The sequence below is a fragment of the Hamadaea sp. NPDC051192 genome (assembly GCF_040682475.1).
Lineage (GTDB): Bacteria > Actinomycetota > Actinomycetes > Mycobacteriales > Micromonosporaceae > Hamadaea > Hamadaea flava.
Window position 1 is genome coordinate 92,463 of record NZ_JBFBAZ010000005.1, and the last position, 17,204, is coordinate 109,666.

General features: G+C 70.3%; 15 protein-coding genes. 1 reads left to right on the plus strand and 14 read right to left on the minus strand.

The annotated features are described in order from the left end of the window. Positions 1–151: 151 nt before the first annotated feature. The 3 genes from AB0M47_RS03935 to AB0M47_RS03945 form a co-directional block, all read right to left on the minus strand. Positions 152–1,990, minus strand: coding sequence for an AMP-dependent synthetase/ligase (locus AB0M47_RS03935; RefSeq protein WP_363407944.1), 1,839 nt, complete (start codon positions 1,988–1,990; stop codon positions 152–154). 190 nt (positions 1,991–2,180) lie between these two features. Further along, positions 2,181–2,555, minus strand: coding sequence for a hypothetical protein (locus tag AB0M47_RS03940; protein WP_363407947.1), 375 nt, complete (start codon positions 2,553–2,555; stop codon positions 2,181–2,183). A gap of 67 nt (positions 2,556–2,622) precedes the next feature. Further along, positions 2,623–2,754, minus strand: a complete 132-nt coding sequence (locus AB0M47_RS03945) for a hypothetical protein (protein ID WP_363407950.1) — start codon at positions 2,752–2,754, stop codon at positions 2,623–2,625. 142 nt (positions 2,755–2,896) lie between these two features. Here AB0M47_RS03945 and AB0M47_RS03950 point away from each other — a divergent pair, with 142 nt between their 5' ends. Beyond that, on the plus strand, positions 2,897–3,229 hold the full coding sequence (locus AB0M47_RS03950; protein ID WP_363407953.1) for a hypothetical protein: 333 nt from the start codon (positions 2,897–2,899) through the stop codon (positions 3,227–3,229). Positions 3,230–3,234: 5 nt separating this feature from the next. Here the strand turns inward: AB0M47_RS03950 and AB0M47_RS03955 are convergent, their stop codons facing one another. From AB0M47_RS03955 to AB0M47_RS04005, 11 genes are all read right to left on the minus strand, one after another. Next, the gene (locus AB0M47_RS03955) at positions 3,235–4,491 is read right to left on the minus strand and encodes a Gfo/Idh/MocA family oxidoreductase (RefSeq protein ID WP_363407956.1); all 1,257 of its coding nucleotides are present in this window, start codon (positions 4,489–4,491) and stop codon (positions 3,235–3,237) included. A 5-nt stretch (positions 4,492–4,496) separates the two neighbouring features. After that, the gene (locus tag AB0M47_RS03960) at positions 4,497–5,147 is read right to left on the minus strand and encodes a carbohydrate ABC transporter permease (protein WP_363407959.1); all 651 of its coding nucleotides are present in this window, start codon (positions 5,145–5,147) and stop codon (positions 4,497–4,499) included. Then, a complete protein-coding gene (locus AB0M47_RS03965) occupies positions 5,039–5,449 on the minus strand; it encodes a hypothetical protein (RefSeq protein WP_363407962.1) in 411 nt (136 codons plus the stop codon). Before AB0M47_RS03965 ends, AB0M47_RS03960 begins: the two co-directional genes overlap by 109 nt. Before the next feature lie 41 nt (positions 5,450–5,490). After that, a complete protein-coding gene (locus AB0M47_RS03970) occupies positions 5,491–6,471 on the minus strand; it encodes an ABC transporter permease subunit (RefSeq protein ID WP_363407965.1) in 981 nt (326 codons plus the stop codon). Between the two features lie 41 nt (positions 6,472–6,512). Then, on the minus strand, positions 6,513–8,435 hold the full coding sequence (locus tag AB0M47_RS03975; protein WP_363407968.1) for a beta-N-acetylhexosaminidase: 1,923 nt from the start codon (positions 8,433–8,435) through the stop codon (positions 6,513–6,515). A gap of 65 nt (positions 8,436–8,500) precedes the next feature. Further along, on the minus strand, positions 8,501–9,727 hold the full coding sequence (locus AB0M47_RS03980; RefSeq protein WP_363407971.1) for a hypothetical protein: 1,227 nt from the start codon (positions 9,725–9,727) through the stop codon (positions 8,501–8,503). Positions 9,728–9,755: 28 nt separating this feature from the next. Beyond that, positions 9,756–11,384: an extracellular solute-binding protein gene (locus tag AB0M47_RS03985; RefSeq protein WP_363407974.1), complete on the minus strand. Its 1,629-nt coding sequence runs from the start codon at positions 11,382–11,384 to the stop codon at positions 9,756–9,758. A 173-nt stretch (positions 11,385–11,557) separates the two neighbouring features. Beyond that, positions 11,558–13,447 (minus strand): hypothetical protein, encoded by a 1,890-nt coding sequence (locus AB0M47_RS03990; RefSeq protein ID WP_363407977.1) that lies wholly within the window; start codon positions 13,445–13,447, stop codon positions 11,558–11,560. Further along, positions 13,447–14,496, minus strand: a complete 1,050-nt coding sequence (locus AB0M47_RS03995; RefSeq protein WP_363407980.1) for a LacI family DNA-binding transcriptional regulator — start codon at positions 14,494–14,496, stop codon at positions 13,447–13,449. The genes AB0M47_RS03990 and AB0M47_RS03995 overlap by 1 nt, the downstream gene beginning before the upstream one ends. 49 nt (positions 14,497–14,545) lie before the next feature. Further along, positions 14,546–15,868: a Gfo/Idh/MocA family oxidoreductase gene (locus tag AB0M47_RS04000; RefSeq protein WP_363407983.1), complete on the minus strand. Its 1,323-nt coding sequence runs from the start codon at positions 15,866–15,868 to the stop codon at positions 14,546–14,548. A 59-nt stretch (positions 15,869–15,927) separates the two neighbouring features. Then, positions 15,928–17,142, minus strand: a complete 1,215-nt coding sequence (locus AB0M47_RS04005) for a hypothetical protein (protein ID WP_363407986.1) — start codon at positions 17,140–17,142, stop codon at positions 15,928–15,930. Positions 17,143–17,204: the final 62 nt, after the last annotated feature.

A 17,204-nucleotide genomic window follows, 5' to 3' on the forward strand; every position in this document is an offset into this window, starting at 1 on the left:
GGAGATCACCAACCGCGGCCCCGGCGGCTCAGCGGCCCAGCGGCCCAGCGGCTCAGCGGCTCAGCGGCCCAGCGGCACCGGCGACGCTGGTCGCTCGCCAAAGCGAGACGCTGTGGCCGGCGAACCCGGCCACGGCGCCCGAAGAACCCGCCTATGCGTCGTACAGCGTGTCGATGTTCTCGCTGTACCGATCGACGATGATCCGGCGGCGCAGCTTCAGTGTCGGTGTCAGCTCGCCCGTCTCGGCCGTCCAGCTCGACGGCAGAACCCGGAAGGACTTGACCTGCTCGGGTCGCGCCAGCTGGGCGTTGGCGGCGTTCACGGCGGCTTGGATCTCGGCGAGCAGCACCGGGTCGGCGGCCAGGCCGGGCAGGTTGGGTTCGGCGATGCCCTGCGAGCGCGCCCAGAGCGGTGCGACCTCGTCGTCGAGCACGATCAGCGCGGTCACGTAGGGCCGCCGGTCGCCGATCGCGACGGCCTGACCGATGAGCGGATGCGCGCGCAGCAGCCCTTCGATGCGGGCCGGCGAGATGTTCTTGCCACTCGACGTGATGATGAGTTCCTTCTTGCGGTCGGTGATGGTGAGGAAGCCGTCCTCGTCCATGACGCCCACATCGCCGGTGGCCAGCCAGCCGTCCGCGTCGGTGACCGCCTCGACGGTGCCGTCCGCACGCAGATATCCGGCGCATACCAACGGACCGCGGACCAGGATCTCGCCGTCCTCGGCCAGGCGTACCTCCATGCCGGGGTTGGGTCGCCCGACGGTTCCGGTGCGGAATCGTCCCGGGGTGTTGATGGTCGCGGTGCCGGTGGTCTCGGTCATGCCCCAGACTTCCAGCACGTCGACGCCGAGTCCGGCCAGGAACCGCAGCACGTCGACCGGGATCGGGGCCGCGCCGCTGCCGGCCCAGACCATGCTCTGCAGGCCCAGCATCGTCTGGAGCGGCCGCAGCACCGTGGCTTCGGCCTTCTCCACGCGCGCGGCCAGTTCCTCGGGCACCGGCTTGCCTGCGGCGCGCAACTCGTACGCCTCCAGCGTGACCGCGCTCGCGGCGGTGAAGGCCTCCCTGACCGCCGGTTCGGCGGCGCCCACCTGTGCCTGTACGCCGGCGGCCATCTTCTCCCAGATCCGCGGTACGCCGAAGAACGAGGCAGGACCGACGGTGCGCAGCGCCGGGATGAGCTTGGTGGCGTCGGGGCAGATGGTCACGTGGCCGGCGCGGTAGATGGGGTTGTAGATGCCCAGCATCCGTTCGGCGATGTGCGCCAGCGGCAGGTACGCCACGGTCGGGGCGTGGTCGGGGACCGTCACGGTGGCTTCGAGGACCACGGCTTGGTAGACGACGTTGTGGTGGCTGAGCACGACGCCCTTCGGGTCGCCGGTCGTCCCCGACGTGTACAGCAGCGTCACCGGCTGCTCGGGCCGGATCTCACGCCACCGTCGCTCGAAGGCGCCCGGATCGGCCTGGTGCGCCGCCTGGCCGCTGGTACGCAGCTGGGCCAGCTGCACGGTCTCGACGGTGGTGTCGCCCGGGTCGGTCTCGTCGACCAGCACGATGCGGCGCAGGTTGGGCAGGTCCGGCAGGATCGAGCGCCAGCGGGCCAGCTCGGCCGCGCCTTCGAGCACGAGCACCTGGGCGTTGCAGTGCACGGCCAGGTAGCGCAGCTGATCGGTGCTCAGCGTCGGGTAGACCGTCGCTGGCACGGCGCCGAGGTGCACGGCGGCGAGGTCGATCAGCCAGTGTTCCGGCCGGCTGAACATCATGATCAGCATGTGGCCGCCGGGCTCCAGCCCGATCTCGGCCAGGCCGCCGGACAGTTCGGCGACCTCTTCGCGCAGCTCCGCCCAGGTACGGGTGTCGTCACGGTCGAGTGTGGTCAGCGCGGGCCGGTCGGCGTACTCGGTGGCGTTGCGGTGCAGGAGAGCGGGGATGGTCTGGTCGGCAGCGGTCTTCGCACATCGAGCGGCAAGCGTGTCAGCAGTGTCCATTGGGGTACTCCTTCAACCGTTACCGGGCAGGTGTTGGTGGAGTGCGGCCCGGCGTACCCCTCAGGTGCCGTCGAGGGCGCTGCGGCCTCAACGGCACTGTAAACGATGACTAACTTTCTGGGAAGACGCTATCCGTAGCACTTGCTTCGGGATCAACTTTGCGTCGGGAAGGGTGAACGAGAACTAACTATCAGCCGGAATCCCCACGCAGCGCCCGGATCTGCCGGGCGACCGCGGCGAAGCGGTCGGTCGGCGCCAGCAGCGCTCCCACGTATTCGAACGCCTGCCCGGCCAGGTCGGCTCGACGAGGGCAGAGGAACGAGAACATCCAGATGTGGGCGCTCGCGTCGGGCATCGACACGGCTTGCCACGATCGGCCCGTCAGGGCCTCGTAGGCGTCGGCCAGCTCGTTCACGCAGTAGGCCAGGGACAGCGTCTCGTCGCCGGCCCACTCGTCGCGGAGCCAGTCCCGGAAGTTCTGCGCCGCCTGATCCGCCTCCCGATGGCTGGCTAGGCCCCGCATGATCCGGTTGACGAGGAGGGGCTGTGCCTCACTGTGCGACATGCTGCGTCTGTCCTTTCTCGATAGTCCAGGTACCGGGGTGCGCAACGGCGCGGTCGCCGTGGACCGCTCAGCGCAGCACCGCAGTCGGCCGCACCACCGGCAGGTCGCCGAACGGGTCGTGCGGCCGCAGCGGCAGGTACGCCCCGCCGGCGCAGGTGCACAGCAGGCAGATCGCCACTACCGCGCCGATCGCGATCACCCAAGGCAGCGGCCGGCGGCCCGACCAAGATATGCAGGCGGCCCCCACGGTCAGCCCACGGCGGCAGCAAGATGCCAGCGATCATGACTCGCCTCCGTCAGGTTGCCTTGACGTCAGGCTGACTTGACGCAATGCTGGGGAGGTGACACCCGATGAGGCTGAGCGCTCCCACACGCTGCTGACTGCCACCGCCCGCTTCGACGATCTACGCCGGCGGGACGCCCTGGCGCCGCCGGGGTCCAACGAGACCGACCCGCAGGCGGCGGCGCTGACCCAGGGCGAGGCGCTCGAACTGCTCGCCCTGGGCGAGGCGCTGATCCGCAAGGCGGGCTACGGCCGCCAACTGTCGGTACGCACCGCCCGTGCCGCAGGGGCGTCGTGGAAGCAGATCGGTGCCGCGCTCGGCACCACCAAACAGTCCGCCTGGGAGACCCACCTCCGGTGGCTGTCGGAGCAGGAGGAACCCGTCGACTGACGCCGTCAGCCGACGGTGACCAGGGTGCCGGTGAGCCGGGCCCGCTCCGCGGCGAACACCGCGAGGTGCGGGTTCAACGAATCGGCGGGTCCGCTGTGGATGCTCGACGGGTCGCCGGAGGCGACGGCCGTGACGAAGGCGCTCATCAGGGCGTCGTCGCCGCCGCCGTGCCCGCCGCCCGCCGTCGCGTCACCGACGACCTCCGTCGGCACCTCCTCCCAGGTGTGGGTGAGGAAGTCGAAGACCCGCACCGTCTCACCGTCGCCGGCGAGTTCGCCGCGGGTGCCGAAGATCCGGGTCTGCCGGTGCGTGTGCTCGCTGAACGCGGTCATGGTGAACGTCGCGGTCCGCTGACCGGCGAACTCCAGCGAGACCACCTGGTGGTCCACCACGTCGTTGTCGCACGCGTACACGCAGCGGCCGTAGGGTCCGGTGCGTAGTGCCTGCTCGATGGAGGCCTCGGTCGGCTCCGGGTCGAGGACGTTCAGCGGCCAGCCGGTCGCCCCGGCGGCCAGGTAGCGACCGTAGATGCGCGGCGCGGAGTAGGCGCAGCCCGGTTCCACCGCACAGTCCAGGCAGCGGTCCGCCGCACCGGCCGGCTGGTTCTCGCGAGTGAAATGGGCCAGCCCGCCGAAGCTGGCCACCCGGTGGATCGGCCGGCCCATCACGTACTGGAGCCAGTCGATGTCGTGCACCGATTTGGCCAGCAGCATGAAGCTGGATTCGGCGGTGTTGCGCCAGTTGCCGCGGACGAACGAGTGGGCCTGATGCCAGAACCCGACCGGCTCCAGGTGATGCACGCTGATCACCTCGCCGAGGCGGCCGGAGTCGACGACCTTCTTCACCGTCGCGGTGTAGGGCGTGTACCGCATCACGTGGCAGACCGCGAACAGCACGCCCGCCTTCGTCACCGCGTCGACCACTTCCCGGCACTCGGCCTCGGTCGGCGCGATCGGCTTCTCCAGCAGCAGGTGGTAGCCGCGAGCGGCCAACGCCAGGGCCGGGGCGGTGTGCTCGCGGTCGGGGGTGGCGATGACGGCGACGTCCGCGATCCGGCCGGGCTGGGCGAGCAGTTCCTGCCAGGTGCGGTACCGCGCGTCGGCGGGAACCGCGTGCCGGTCGGCGAGGGCGTCCCGGTACGCGTCGCGGGGATCGGCGACGGCGACCACCTGGGCGCGGTCGGGATGGTGCGCGACCCATTGGGCGTAGCTGCTGCCACGCCCGCCGGCGCCGAGGATGGCGATGCGTACCGGAGCGTTCATCGGAGTCAGCCTTTCACGGCACCGATCAGGATGCCCTTGGCGAAGTGGCGTTGCAGGAACGGGTAGAGCACGACGATGGGCAGCAGCGAGACCACCAGGATGGCCATCTGGAGGGACTGCTGCGGTGGCGGGATCACGCCGGTGATCTGGCTGTTGTCGACCCCAATGGTGGATCCGTCGACGACGTAGGTACGCAGCACCAGCTGCACCGGCCACTTGGTGGCGTCGCTGATGTAGAGCAGCGCCGAGAAGTAGTTGTTCCAGTAGGCGACCGCGTAGAACAGCCCGACGACGGCGATCACGGCCTTGGACAGCGGCATGACCACCCGGCGCAGCATCTGCCACTCGCCGGCGCCGTCGATGCGCGCCGCGTCGAGCAGTTCCTGCGGCAGGTCCAGGAAGAACGACCGCATCACCACGACGTTGAAGCCGTTGATGAGCGCCGGGACGATCAGCGCCCAGTAGGAGTTGAGCAGGTGCAGTTCTTTGACCATCAGGTAGCTGGGGATCATGCCCGGCGTGAAGAGCAGCGTGAACAGCACCATCATCAGCAGCGGCTTGCTGCCGAAGCTGCCCGGCCGGGACAGCGCGTACGCCAGCAGGGTGGTGCAGCCGAGGCTGAGCAGCGTGCCGACGACCGTGATGCCGACGGACACAGCAGCGCCCGGGACACCACACCACCGGCGAAGATGGCCCGGTACGCGTCGAACGACGGCCGCTCCGGCCACAGGACCAGACCGCCGGCCTGGCTGACCTGCCGGTCGTCGGCCAGGCTGGTGGAGACCACCGCGACGAACGGCATCACCACGACCGCGCAGGCGATGAGCAGCAGCAGTCCCTTGGCGGCGCGGGCGGGTATCGACGCGGGGGTGCTGCCTGGACCGGCCGCGCGGTACCGCCGTCCGGCAGCCCGGCTGATCACCGCCGGCCGCTTGTTCGCCACCGAGCTCGCGCTCACGATGTTCTCCTCTCGTACGCGACTATTCCGGGCCGTGGCCGTCACTGGTAGACCCCGCGCTCGCCGAACATGTGGGCGACCTTGTTGGCGGTGAGGACCAGGCCCACCCCGATGACGCCCTTGACCAGCCCGACGGCCGCGCTCGCGCCCCAGTTCCCGCCTATGACGCTGTTGTTGTAGACGTAGGTGTCGAGCACTTCTGAGGCGTCGACGCCGACCGCGTTCTGTTGCAGCAGGATCTGCTCGAACCCGACGGTCAGCACGTCGCCGAGCTTGAGGATGAGCAGCAGGACGATCACGCTGCGCAGCCCGGGCAGGGTGACGTGCCAGAGCTGGCGCATCCGGCTCGCGCCGTCGGCTGCGGCGGCTTCGTAGAGCGACAGGTCGATGCGGGAGAGCGGGGCGAGGAACAGGATGGTTCCCCAGCCGGTGTCCTTCCAGATGACCTGGGCGGTGATGAGTTCCTTGAACATGTCCGGGTTGCCGATGATGACCGGGCCTTCGATGCCCTTGGTACGCAGCCAGGTGTGCAACAGGCCGGAGCCGCCCAGCATCTGCTGGAAGATGGCCACGACGATGACCCAGGACATGAAATGCGGCAGGTACAGCACGGACTGCACCACTCGTTTGATCCGTTCGGAGGTCAGCGAGTTGAGCACCAGCGCCAGCGCGATGGGGACCGGGAACACGAAGATGACCTGGATCAGCGCGATGATCACCGTGTTGAGCAGCGCGTTGCGGAACGCCGGATCCCAGGTGACGATGACGCGGAAGTTGTCCAGGCCGACCCAGGGCGCACTGGTGATGCCGAGGTAGGGCTGATAGTCCTTGAACGCGATGACGTTGCCGAGCAGCGGCACGTAGTGGAACAGCACCACGACCGCGGCGCCGGGGGCGGCCAGGGCCAGCAGCATCCAGTCGTGGCGCAGCCGCGTACGCCAACTGCGCCGGCGGGGTGCGGCGGGCGGCGATGGTGGGGACGCAGCCGAGTTGGCCGTCTCTGCGGTTGCCGGCAGGGCCATGCCACCCTCCTCAAGGTCTCGGGTTGTGGATGAAGCTGTGGTCAGTGGATGAAGCTGGGTGACGCGACCCGGGCGTGGGTGAGGCATCGGGTGTGCGCGCCTTCGGGGAAGACCACCTCGGGGGGTTCGGCCAGTTCCTCGATGGGGCGGTTCGGGTCGGCGAGCCACTCGCGGAGCAGCCGGTCGAGGTGCTCCACCCGGGCCAGCAGTCCGCCGTAGCGGCGATCGACGACGTCCCAGCCGAAAGGTTTGTTCCGTGCGTGCCAGGTGTCGCGGTGGACGGCGTGCAATCGCCGGATCCGGTCGGTCAGCCGGGGCAGCAGAGAATCGACGATGTCGCGGATCTCGCCGTGATCGCCGCGCCGGTACGCCGGTCCGGTGCGCAGGTGCAGGTCGGCCTTGTCGGCCAGGGTCTGGGCGAGGGCTGCCGGGAAAGCCAGCGGCACGTCGTCGGCGCTGCGGGCCGCTGCGGCGGAGAGCCGGTCTGCCAGCGCCCGGTAGTGGTCGGGCAGCTCGTCGGGCAGGGTCGCGGTGAGGAAGCTGAGCACCGGATCGTGCCACAGCAGCCATTTGCCGGCGTTGCCGGTCCAGCGGGCCGCCGCCGGGTCGGACGGCAGTGCCGTCACCGGGGGCAGGACGTCCACGGCGGACGCGGCGATCCAGTCGTCCAGGCTGATCCCGGCCGAGCCGCGCAGGTTCGCGGCGGTGTCCTCAGACGAGCCGGTCTCAGCGTCGGCCTCATCGGTGGGAGTGGCGGTGGACGGGACGTAGCCCGCGTCGGCGAAGGTCTGCACTCCGGGCAGCGCGGAGTACAGGTCGCACTCGGTGCCGTCGTTGCCCCACATGGTGACGACGGCCTCGGTGAGCCCGCAGTCGCGGGCGGCGGTCATGCCGGCGGAGATGGTGGCCAGCGAACGGGGCAGCTGCGCCCACATCCGGTGGTGGGTCCACACGCCGGCGGCGAACACCGGCGGGCCGCCGAGCGAAGTGCGGTGCTTGCCGATCCAGTCCCGGTAGAAGGCCGGGTCGGTGTGCTCGTAATCCCAGTACACCAGCCCGACTCCGGGCGGCATGGCGTCGGTGACCCAGGCCGGGATCTCGGTGGCCGGGTCGTAGTAGTCGCCGGTCGCCGAGCCGAGCCGGAAGTACATGTCGCTCCAGATCATCGGGCTCAGCCCACGCTCGGCGCACATCGCGCTGACCTTGGCGAGGTGCTCGCTCAGGATCTCGAACGGGGGCCGGTCGCCGAAGCGGCTTCGATAGCCGCCGGTGCCCACGCCGTGCGCCTCGTCGAGTCCGATGTGGATTCGGTTGCTGCGCAGGGGGCCGGTGGCGGCGTCGAGCATCCGGCCGATCAAGGCGTACGTCTCGTCGGCGCCCGCCACGATCACGCGGTCGGTGTCGCGCAGTGCGAAGTATTGCGGCCACTGCAGCAACTGCTCCAGGTGGCCGAGGGTCTGCACGCAGGGGATCACCTCGATGCCGAGGCGGTCGGCCGCGTCGTCGATCGCGCGCAGCTCGTCGGTGGTGTAGCGGCCGCGGGCGTACCCGATCATTGGCTCCTCGGGCACCGAGTAGGTGTCCTCCAGGTACAGCCAGAGCTGGTTGACGCCCATCAGCGCGTACCGGCAGAGCAATTCGAAGATCGTGGCCGGGCGCAGCACGGCGTTGCGGGAGACGTCGAGCATGACCCCCAGGGACTCGAACTGGGTGCCGGCCTGGTGGGGGTTGCCGCCGGCCAGCGTGCCCAAGGCGCGGTACGCGTCGCACGGGCGGTCGTAGCGGATGTGCCAGCCGGAGCCCTCGGCGGTGGTGGCGTAACCGCGGACGAGGCCTGAGTCCTGAGTGAACCGGACGGCCGGCTCGCCGGGTCCGGCGGTACGCATCCGGTGGGGGAACGCCTGGAGCAGGTCGCGCAGCCCGCCGGACAGCTCGGCCGGTGGATCCGCCTCGACGTGGAGCATGGGGGTGCCTTCCGTGGGGGTGGTGGGGCGGCCGGGAAGGGAGCCGCCCCACCTAGTGGATCTTTCTATACCCTGGTCAGGACGGCACCAGAGACGGTGGGCAGGGTGATGGTGCCGGTGTACGGGGTGCCGTGGGTGTCGACCCAGTTGCCCGTCGGGAGCGTCACGGTGGCCGTGAGCGTGGACGACGGATTGACCAGGACGAGGCCCTGCTGGTAACAGCGCTGCCACGCGCCCGAGGCGGTCAGCTCGGGATCGCACATGGCCTTGCCGATGTTCAGGTACAGCTCGGAGCGGTCCAGGAACATGCCGTACTCGTTCCGGCCGGCCAGCGTCAGCAGCGTGTCCCGCTCGCGGACCAGGAAGTAGTTCGCGATGATCCAGTCGACCTGCGCCTGGTTGGCGTCGGCCAGGTGCGGGGTGGTGGTCATGCTGATGTCCACGACGGGCTTGGTCGCCACGACGCTGCGGTACAGCTGGAAGGTCTGCGACCACTCGTCGTCGGCGATGTTGGCGTCCCGGGAGCGGGTGAAGCCGCCCTCGTGCAGCCACAGGTCCACCAGGTTGACGGCGGCGGCCGAGGCGGTGCGCTGGTAGGGGTTGACGCCCAGCGGGCTCACGTTGCCCGCCGCGGCGATGCCCACCGAGTGCAGGCGGTTCACCAGGTATTTCAGCCAGTTGAGCACGGTCGTCGTGTACGCCGGGTCGTCGAGGTCGCCGGTGTACATGTCGACCCAGGCGCCGGTGGCGTCGTAGCGGCCCTTGGCGTGCAGCCAGTTCCACGGCACCACGTTGTCCAGGGCGATGAGGGTGTAGCCCTGGTCGATGGCGGGCTGGACCTGGTTGTCCCAGTACCACTCGCGTACCAGCGGGTTGTCCATGTCCAGCGGCACGGACTTGCCCGTGCCCAGGTACGCCGGCGTGACTCCGTCGGCGAGGTACAGCACCCAGTCCGGGTGGTTGGCCTGCCACCAGGTCAGCGGGCGTACCGTCCAGCCGAAGTCGCGCACCAGCGGCAGGTATCGGCTGCTCACGGTGCCAGCAGGCGGGGTCGGCGAGCCGGAGCCCCAGATGTACGCGACGTTCTTGCCGGCGTACACCGACGGGTCGGGCACGAGCGAGTCGAAGATCTGCGCTCGGGAGATGCCGGTCTCCGCGCCCTGCGGCAGGTTCAACACGGTCGACGCGGTCCGCTTCTTCTTGGGCGCCGCCTGTGCTGCCGAGGCGACGCCGGTCGAGGCGAGGGCCGCGGCGGCGAGCGCCGCGACGCTGATGAAGTTTCTGCGCTTCACAACGACCTCCTGAGGATCACGTGCGGGATCACTTGCCGGACTTCTGCCACGCGTCGGCGTACTCGCCGCGGATCTTGTCGCCGTAGGTCTTCTTCCAGGTGGACACGCCCTCGTCCCAGTCGGACAGCGGCTTGCGCCCGGTGATGATGTCGGCCTGCAGGTCGAGCATCTTCTTGTCCAGCACCGCGCCCTGGCTCTGGTCGGTCGCCGAGTAGAGCCCGGCCAGCGGCCACGCGACGGCGTTGGACAGGCCGGCCTGCTCGCCCTCGTACTCGGTCTTGGTGATGTCCGGGAAGCCGGGGGCGTAGTGCACGACCGGGCAGGCGCCGATGTACAGCGTCGGCACGGTCACCTCGGACTTGCCGGTCGCCGTGGTGATCGGGTCGGTGCCCTTGAGTGAGAAGTCCCAGTCCGGCAGGCCGTAGAGCCGGGTCCGGTGCTCGTCGGTGCCCCACGGCGCCTGCAACCAGTTGAGGACCCGCAGGACCTCTTCGATCCGGGCCTTGGAGCCCTTCTTCAGCCCGGTGATGGAGAAGATGGCCGGGCCGAGGTAGGTCTTGGCCGGGCCGCCGCCGTCGAACTTGGGCGGCTGGATCGGGGTGATCTTGCCGGTGGGCACCGTGTTGCGGACGGACACGGCGACGTTGGACCAGGTGGAGACGCCGACGAGGAGCTTGACCGTGCCGGAGGTGATCCAGCTGATCTTCTGCGCGCTGGTGGCGGAGAACGAGTCGGGGTGGAACAGGCCGTCCTTCCACATCCCGGCGACCACGTCGAGGGCCTTCTTGTACTCGGCCGACTCGTAGTCCTTGGTGAACGTGCCGCCTTCGTTGGCCCAGCCGTTGGGGACGCCGAGCATCTGGTTGACGAAGGTGACCGCCGACGGCATCGAGCAGGTGGCCCACTGGTTGGCCCGGGGGTTGGCCAGCTGCTTGCACAGCTCGACGAACTCCTTGCCGCTGGTGACGTTCAGGGACAGCCCCATGCCCTCGATCAGGTCCTGGCGGGCGTAGGTCATCACCTTGATGGGCGGGGTGTGCAGCGGCACACCGTAGATGCCGCCGTTGTAGACGGTGCTCTGCCAGCTCTCCGTGGGGATGTTGGCCAGCGCCGGGTAGTTCTTGACCGCGTCGCCGCTGAGGTACTCGGTCAGGTCCTGGAACTTCGCCGCGAGCAGGCCGGGCAGCTGGGGGGTGTTGGACCGGACCTCCATGGTGTCCGGCAGGTCGCCGCCGGCCATGACGGTCTGGAACTTGTTGACGTAGTCCAGGGTGGGCGCGCCGTTGATCTTCAACTCGGCGCCCAGCCGCTGGTTGAGGTTCTGCCAGTACTTGTTGCTGTCCACCGGGACCGGCGGGGTGTTCATCGTGCACAGCGCCTGGATGGTGCCACCGCGGGCGGGGGCCTCGGTGGTGAACTTCGGCGGGTTGGCGGGGTACGCGAAGTACGCGGGCCGCGCCCCTTCCGCCGTCTGGGGGAGGTCGGCGGGTACGCCGGTGTAGGGGACGAGGGTGGGCAGCTTGACCGCGGCGTTGGACGCGCCGCTGGTGGCCGTCCCGTCCGTGCTGCACGCGGCGAGCGCGCCGGTGCCGATCGTGCCTGCGATCGCGGCGCTCACGACGCCGCGCAGCATCGTGCGTCTGGAAACTTCAGTCATGTGCGACTCCCTGTGCGAGTAGTCGTCAGCAACGTGTGCCGTTGAGCAATGCAATGAGCCTGCAACCGCTTGCGGCAATCGTCAAGACCTACGGACGCACAAGATTCATTAGATGGCTGTTTTCCAGGTACCAAGCCGAGAGCAAACGGTTGCTTTCAGGAAAACGCGACGGGTTACGACCCGATTCGCAGATCGCGCCCGGCGAAGCAGGGGCGCAGGTCGGCCAGCGCGAACCGGGCGGCCAGCCCGGGTAGGACGTTGCGCCACTGTGGCACCGGACCCGGTGTGTAGGGCGCGGCCAGCAGATCTCGGGGCTCGAACGGCGCTTCGGCCAGCTCCACCCCGGACAGCCGGGAATCCAACGCCCCGGCCAGGTATCCGTAGAACGTGGCGTCGCCGGCGGCGTACAACCGCAGCGGGCCGGCCTGGCGCAGCCAGGGATCGGACTGGACGAAGTCGACCGCGCGGAGCACGTCGAAGATCCGGCCGGCGGCCAGGCTGTCGTCCAGCCACAGCAGCTCGGTGAACATCCGATAGCTCGCGCCGAAGTAGCCGTCCTCATCGGGCCAATTGCTGGACGGCCGGGGCCGCAGCGTGCCGGTGCCGCGCACGTCCAGCACCAGCACCACCTGCCCGGCAGCGGCCTGGGCGGCTATCCAGTCCGTCCGTTCGGCCAGCTCTCCGGTGCCGTCCGGGAACAGCGCGAGGGTCACGCCGCTGGGCGGGGACTCGGGGTGAACCACCACCGCGGCGTTCCACAAATCGGCTTCAGAGCGCCAGAGCGCGTGGCGTACGTCGGGCCGGTTGTCCACCGAGGGCCAGCGGGGGAAGAACTCCTCGGGCAGCTCTCGATGGGCGTACGCCTTGCCGCGCAACCATTCCAGCGCCGCCGCAGGGTCGGTCGGTTCGAGGTGGAACTCATGCGACTGCGCCAGATGCGGTTGCGGCGGCGGCTCGCAGGCCAAGTCGGCGGCCGTCAGCGGCACCGGATCGGTGTCGTCCGGCACCCGCCCGTCGCCCAGCTCCCGGACGAAGAAGGCGGTGGCCGCCTTGGCCAGGTCCGGATGGTACTGATGGGTGCAGGGCACCCTGGCCAGCGCCAGCCGGTCAGCCGCGTCCAGCAGGCCGTAGATCCGCTCGGCTCGGCGTACCGTGTCCAGCGTTCCTTCCAGCGGGAAGAAGTCGTACTCGGCGGCCAGCACCAGCACCGGTCGCGGAGCCATCGCGATCAGGAAGTCCTCGTGGTCCAGCCCGGCGTGGCCCGCGCTGGGCAGCACCTGTTCGGCGTCATGCGGCGCGCCGCCGCGCAGGAACGCGTCCCGGCTGGTCAGGTAGGTGCCTGGGGCGGCCGCGGCGAGCCGTGGCTCCACCGCCATCAGCAGGGCGGTCAGCGTGCCGCCGCCGCTGTTGCCGGTCATGCCGATGCGGGCCGGGTCGACCTCCGGACGCCGGCACAGGTAGTCGATCGCCCGTTGGGCGTCGTGCACGAAGTAGCGGCCCACCGAGTGCCCGGTCCACCAGCTGCGTACGCCGAGGTCGGTGTGCTCGAAGATGCCGGCGGTGGCTGGACCGCCCGGACCGATCCGTTCGCCCTGCCCGACCGGGTCGATGATCAGCGCCACGATGCCGTTGCGGGCCAACCGGGCACACACCGCCTGATACGGCGGGTACGCCTTGGCCAGCTCGCCGTGGCCGCACACGAACAGCACCGCACCGGTCGGGCCGGTCAGGTCGTCCGGCAGGTACAGGTTGGCCGGCAGCAGGGTGCCTGGCCGGGTCTCCAGCAGCAGCCGGTGCACCTGGTATCCGGCCAGCTCGGCGACGCCCACCAGCTGGGCGGGCACGTCGTCGCCGGTGGGCAACAGCCCGCCGAGCGCGGCCGTCACGGTCGCCCGGATCTGCTGCCGGCGCAGTGTCACCGCGGCGGGATCGGTGAGCGCGTCGTTGACCGCGCGGCCGCGATCGATCGACGCCAGAGCCCGGCGGTACACGTGCTGTTGGAGGTCCAAGGGCGCGTCGAAGGCTCCGTCCAGATATGGACGGAATCCGGGGATCGGGTTCATCAGACTGACGGAGCCGGGATGCTCACGGGTGTCTGCGGCAGGAACCCGGCCGCCTCGCCGGGCGCCGGGCCGGTGGAGCCCCGGATCACCAGGTAGGTCTCCAGCTGCACCACGGCCGGGTCGTCGCCGGTCGCGTCCACCGTGCCGTCCAGCACGTCCAGCAGCAGGTCGACCGCCGCCGTGCCGGCCTCGGCGCAGGGCACGTGCACGGAGGTCAGGGTCGGGTACGCGACGCCCGACAGCGGGCTGTCGTCGATGCCGATGACGCTGATCTCGGAGCCCGCCCGCCAGCCGCGTTCGGCCATCCGAGCGAGCACGCCGAGTGCGATCAGGTCGTCGTACGCGATGACCCCGGTGACGCCGCTGCCGTGCAACAGGTCGGCCGCGCGTACGCCCGCCTGCACCTGCGGCTCGAACGGGCCGTACTCGATGAACTCCGCGCCGCGTTCCTCGCAGACGGCGGCGATGACTTCGCGGCGACGCTGGTTGGACCAGGATCGGCGAGGCCCGGCGAGGTAGCCGATCCGGCGGTGGCCCAGCGCGGTGAGGTGCTCGACCGCCTGGCGCATGCCGTCGGGGTTCTCGATCAGCACCGCTGGAGCGCGGGGCACCTGGCGGTTGACGAACACGGTCGGGCCGAGCTTGCTGATCTCGGCCATCTTGGCGTCGGCCGCCCGGGGCGAGACCATGATCAGGCCGTCGACCTGCTTGGTCATCGCTCGCGCACGGGTCAGCTCGTCGGCGGCGTGCTCATCGGTGTCGCCGAGCACCACCGCGAGATCCTTGGCCGCGCACCGCTGCTGCACCGCCTTGATGATCGGCGGGAAGAACGGGTTGGCGATGTCGGGCACGATGAGCCCGATCGTGCCGGTGCGGCCCAGGGACAGCGACCGCGCGACCCGGTTGGGGGTGTATCCCAGTTCCCGGGCGATGCGCTGGACCCGTTCCCGCGTACTGGCGTTGACCTTGTCCGGATCGGACAGTGCCCGGGACACCGTCGAGGCCGACAGCCCGCAGGCCTCCGCCACGTCCGCCAGGTTCACCGTCACCACGCCACCGTCCTCTCGCTTCCGCAAAGGTACCGCAATCGCTTGCACCTCACCCACCTGCCTCCGTCCGGAGCAGGTCGGCGATGTTCACCGGGCGATTGTCCTTGATCGATCGCCACACCGCCTCGCCGACCGCCACCGCGTACGCCCCGGCCTGCGCGTCGGCCCGGCAGCCGAGCGGATCGTCGCCGGTCGGCCGGAACAGGTCGGCGACCAGCAGCGGGTCGGCGCCCAGGTGCCCGGTGTCCTCGCCGTCGACCGGGTACGCCCGCCCCGCGCCGAACAACGGATAGTGCGTGATCGGGGTGCTGCCGGCCGGCGGCAACGGTTCGACGTCGTAATACAGGTCGGTCTCCAGCCGGCCGTGGGTGCCGTTGACGGCGAGCCGGTATCCCTCCCACGGCGCGGAGAACTGGATCGAGTAGTTCAGGCTCGCGCCGCCCCGATAGCGGACGACCACCGAGTAGGTGTCCTCGATGTCGATCTCCGGGTCGTACGCGGACAGCCGCTGCGGGTACTGATCGGGATAGCTGAGTCCGACCGAGTCGCGGACCGGACCCGTGTCCGCCGCGGAAGCCGTTTCGTACCAGCGGTACGGGTCGGCTTCGGTACGCTCCGCGGCGGTCAGCTCCCGCCCGGGATTGTGCGGGCTGTCCGCGCCGAAGAAGTTGCGCGCGCCGTACGCGAAGACCTGTTCGGGCACCGCGTCGATCAGCCAGCCGACGAGGTCGAAATGGTGGCAGCTCTTGTGGATCGACAGTCCGCCTGAGCGGGCGCGGGTGCGGTTCCACCGGCGGAAGTAGCTCGCGCCGTGCCGGGCTCCCACGTTCCACACCAGTTCGACGCTGGTGACCCGGCCGACCGCGCCGTCGGCGATCAGCTGACGCAGCCGCTGGTGGCGGGGGGCGTATCGGAGGTTGTGGGTGACCCGCACGGTGCCGGGGCTGTCCTGGGCGGCGGCGATCACCCGGGCCGCGTCCTCGGCGGTGGTCACCATCGGCTTCTCCACGATGACGTCCAACCCAGCGGTCAAGCCGGACAGCACGTAGTCCACATGGGTGTGATCCGGGGTGGCCACCAGGATGACGTCGGGCCGGGTCTCGGCGACCATCCGGTCGAACTGCTCCGGCGGGTACCACGGCACCTTGGCGTCGACGGCGACGCGATACTGCTCCACCCGGTCGGCGTCGCGGTCGAGGATGGCGACCAGTTCACCGGCGTCGGCGTACGGGGCGGTGTCCGGCGCGATCGGCGGCCGATCCGGCCGGCCGGCCAGCGGTCCGGCGAACACCGAGATGCCGCGTACGGACAGGCCGCACAACGCGTACCGGGTCCGGCCGGTCACCGCCGCCGGCTGGTTGTCGTCATCCACAGTGCCTCCTGATTCGCGCCCGGTCGATGCGCGGACGCGCTGGTTCGGTGGGCGGGCGATCACGCCAATTCCCCGTTGTCGTAACGGATCTGGCCGCCGACGATGGTCGCCACCGTGCGGAAGGCGTCGTCGAAGACGGCCAGGTCGGCCGGTGCGCCGAGGCGCAGCGGCGGTGCCGATGGTGCGGGAGCCGAGGGTCCGGCCAAGACGTGGGCGGGGGTCGTGCTGGCCATGCCGACCGCGACGGGCAGCGGAACGCCGAGCGCGGTGTGCAGGTGCCAGACCATCCGGTTCAGCCCGGTGGTGCTGCCGGCGAACGAGTCCGCGCCGACCACCATGCCCACGCCGTCGGATACCACGCAGTCGTTGCCGGCCAGCCGATAGCGGCTGCCGTCGGGCAGCCCGGCCCCGGCGGTGGCGTCGGAGACCACGATCAGCCGGTCGGGCAGGCAGCGCAGCGCGATGCGCAGCAGGGCGTCGGGCAGGTGCCGGCCGTCGGCGATCACCTCCGCCGTCAGCCGGTCCGAGGCCAGGGATTCCTCCACCAGCCCAGGTACCCGCCACGGGCCTTCGCGGCGCAGTCCGGACTGGCCGCTCCACAGGTGGGTGAGGTGGCTGAGCCCGGCGGCTCGGGCGGCGGCCAGGTCGGCCCCGGTGGCTTCGCTGTGTCCGGCGGCCACGACCGTGCCGTGCTCGCGGAATACGCGGATCGCGTCCAGCGCGCCGGGCAGTTCGGGGGCCAGGGTCACCATCGCCGGTGCGGCCGCGGAGGGCAGCAGCCGGTCCACGGTCTTCGGGTCCGGGGCCACCAGCAGGTCGAGCCGGTGCGCGCCGGCCTGGGCGGGGGCCAGGAACGGACCCTCCAGATGCGTGCCGAGCAGTCTCGCGCCAGCACTTGTACGCCGAGAGTGGCCGGCGGCGAATCGCAAGCGGTCGACCAGATCGGGCACCGACGCCGAGGCGAGCGAGGCGAGCAGCCCGGTCACGCCGAACCGGGCGTGGCCGGCCAATATCGCGTCGTACGCGGCCGGGTCGGTCTCGTCGAAGCTGTGCCCGGCAGCGCCGTGCGCGTGCAGGTCGATCAGGCCGGGGGACAGGTAGCGTCCGGCCAGGTCGATCCGGCGTACGCCGGCCGGGACGTCGCGATGCGGGGGCAGTCCGGCGATGACACCGTTCTCGATGAGCACCGCCCGGTCGTGGTGGACCTGGGTGCCGGCGATGAGCCGCGCGCCGACGAACGCCATGCGCTCGCCCCCGTTGCGCCCCGCGACCATCTGCGCCACCCTCGTATGCCGATCGGTGCTGAGCCTCCGCACCTCGGTCGGCCCCCGCTTGC

Bases quoted from the DNA above. Each gene is read 5' to 3' on its own strand.
- AB0M47_RS03955 (WP_363407956.1), bottom strand. From the start codon at position 4,491: ATGAACGCTCCGGTACGCATCGCCATCCTCGGCGCCGGCGGGCGTGGC.
- AB0M47_RS03935 (WP_363407944.1), bottom strand. From the start codon at position 1,990: ATGGACACTGCTGACACGCTTGCCGCTCGATGTGCGAAGACCGCTGCC.
- AB0M47_RS03940 (WP_363407947.1), bottom strand. From the start codon at position 2,555: ATGTCGCACAGTGAGGCACAGCCCCTCCTCGTCAACCGGATCATGCGG.
- AB0M47_RS03990 (WP_363407977.1), bottom strand. From the start codon at position 13,447: ATGAACCCGATCCCCGGATTCCGTCCATATCTGGACGGAGCCTTCGAC.
- AB0M47_RS03970 (WP_363407965.1), bottom strand. From the start codon at position 6,471: ATGGCCCTGCCGGCAACCGCAGAGACGGCCAACTCGGCTGCGTCCCCA.
- AB0M47_RS03975 (WP_363407968.1), bottom strand. From the start codon at position 8,435: ATGCTCCACGTCGAGGCGGATCCACCGGCCGAGCTGTCCGGCGGGCTG.
- AB0M47_RS03985 (WP_363407974.1), bottom strand. From the start codon at position 11,384: ATGACTGAAGTTTCCAGACGCACGATGCTGCGCGGCGTCGTGAGCGCC.
- AB0M47_RS04005 (WP_363407986.1), bottom strand. From the start codon at position 17,142: ATGGTCGCGGGGCGCAACGGGGGCGAGCGCATGGCGTTCGTCGGCGCG.